Annotated in this window: 2 protein-coding genes; both read right to left on the reverse strand. The window is 74.3% G+C overall.

Annotated features, from left to right (window positions below):
- The coding region (locus ACOADB_RS10655) for a HAMP domain-containing sensor histidine kinase (RefSeq protein WP_378598021.1) at positions 1-1,038 on the reverse strand (1,038 nt) is incomplete at its 3' end.
- A 2-nt stretch (positions 1,039-1,040) separates the two neighbouring features.
- Entirely contained in the window at positions 1,041-1,724 is a 684-nt protein-coding gene (locus ACOADB_RS10660; RefSeq protein WP_378598023.1) for a response regulator, read from the reverse strand.
- Positions 1,725-1,739 lie beyond the last annotated feature (15 nt).

Consider the following 1,739-nt stretch of genomic DNA (forward strand, 5'->3'; position numbering starts at 1 on the left):
TGGGGCGGGCGAGGGGAGTACGTCGGCGCGGGGCCGGTCGGGCGGCGTCAGCGGCAGCTCCACCTGGACCCGGGCGCCGACGCCGTCCTCGGGGTCGACGAACCGGATGCGTCCGCCGTGCAGGTCGGTCACCCAGCGGGCGATGGCGAGGCCGAGTCCGGTGCCGCCACCGCCCTCGGTGTCCCGGAGGGTGCCGAACGGTTCGAAGACCCGGTCCCGGTCGGCGGCGGCGAGCCCCGGTCCCTGGTCGTGCACCTCCAGGCGCACCCGGTCGCCGTGCCGTGCGGCGACCACCCGGACGGTGCCCCCGGCGGGGCTGTGCCGCGACGCGTTGTCGAGCAGGTTCGCGACCAGCTGGCCCAGTCGCGCCGGGTCGGCGAGCACCGTCAGGTCCTCGGAGACGTCGACGTCGTACTCGACGGCACGACCGAGGACCCGGGCCTCCGCGGTGGCGTCGGCGAGCAGCGCGGACACGTCGACCGGCTCCGGGCTGAGGGGTGCCTGGCCGGCGTCGACGCGGGCGAGGTCGAGCAGGTCCTCGACCAGGTTGCTCATCCGCTCCGCCTGTCGCAGTGCGGCTTCCAGCGACGCGGGGTCGCGGGGTGCGATGCCGTCGACGAGGTTGTCGAGCAGCGCGATCAGTCCGGCCAGCGGCGTGCGGAGCTCGTGGGAGACGTTGGCGACCAGCTCGCGGCGCTGCCGGTCGACGTCGGCGAGGTCGCGGGCCATGGTGTTGAAGGCGCGCGCGAGCCGGCCGACCTCGTCGCTCGACCCGTCGTCGACCCGGACCGCGTAGTCGCCGGTCGCCATCCGTCCCGCCGCGGTGGTCATCTGGCGCAACGGTGACGTCATCCCGACGGCGAGCAGCTGGGTGACGGCGAGCGCGAGCACGACGGTGACCGGGACGCTGAGCCATGCCGAGACGCCGGCGGTGCGCCCCAGGCTGGCGATCACGGCGGCCACGGTGGCGCTCACCGCGACCAGCAGGCCGAGCTTGACCTTGAGCGATGCGATCGGGGCGAGCGGCTGCGTGGTCACGATCAGGTCCCGGTCTCGAGGGCGTAGCCGACGCCGTGGACGGTGCGCACGAGATCGGCGCCGACCTTGGCCCGCAGTCCCTTCACGTGGCTGTCGACGGTGCGCGTGCCGGAGGCCCCGGGCCACCCCCAGACCTCGGCCATCAGCTTGTCGCGGGTGACCACCGCCCCCGGGCTGGCCGCCAGGCAGACCAGGAGGTCGAACTCCGTCGGCGTCAGGTGGACCTCGTCGTCGTCGCGCCACACGCGCCGGGCTGCCGGATCGACGCGGAGCGCGCCGAGGAGGAGGGGACGCCGTCCGACCAGCTCGGCCGCGCGCTCGACGCGACGCAGGAGAGCACCGATCCGCGCGACCAGCTCGCGCATCCGGAACGGCTTCGTCAGGTAGTCGTCTGCCCCGACCCCGAGGCCCACCAGCACGTCGGACTCCTCCGCACGCGCGGTCAGCATGATCACCGGCACCGGGCGTTCGGCCTGGATCCGGCGGCACACCTCGTGGCCGTCGTACCCGGGGAGCATGACGTCGAGCACCACCAGGTCGGGCTCGTGCTCGGCGAAGGCCGCCACGGCGCCCGGGCCGTCCCAGGCCCGGACGACGTCGTACCCCTCGGCCTCGAGCCGGTCCGACAGTGCCTGGTTGATGACCGCGTCGTCCTCGACGACGAGCAGCCGGTGCTTCGAGCTCATGCTCCGAGGCTAGGA

This window comes from Nocardioides sp. CPCC 206348, from assembly GCF_048654705.1.
In the GTDB taxonomy this organism is placed as follows: Bacteria; Actinomycetota; Actinomycetes; order Propionibacteriales; family Nocardioidaceae; genus Nocardioides.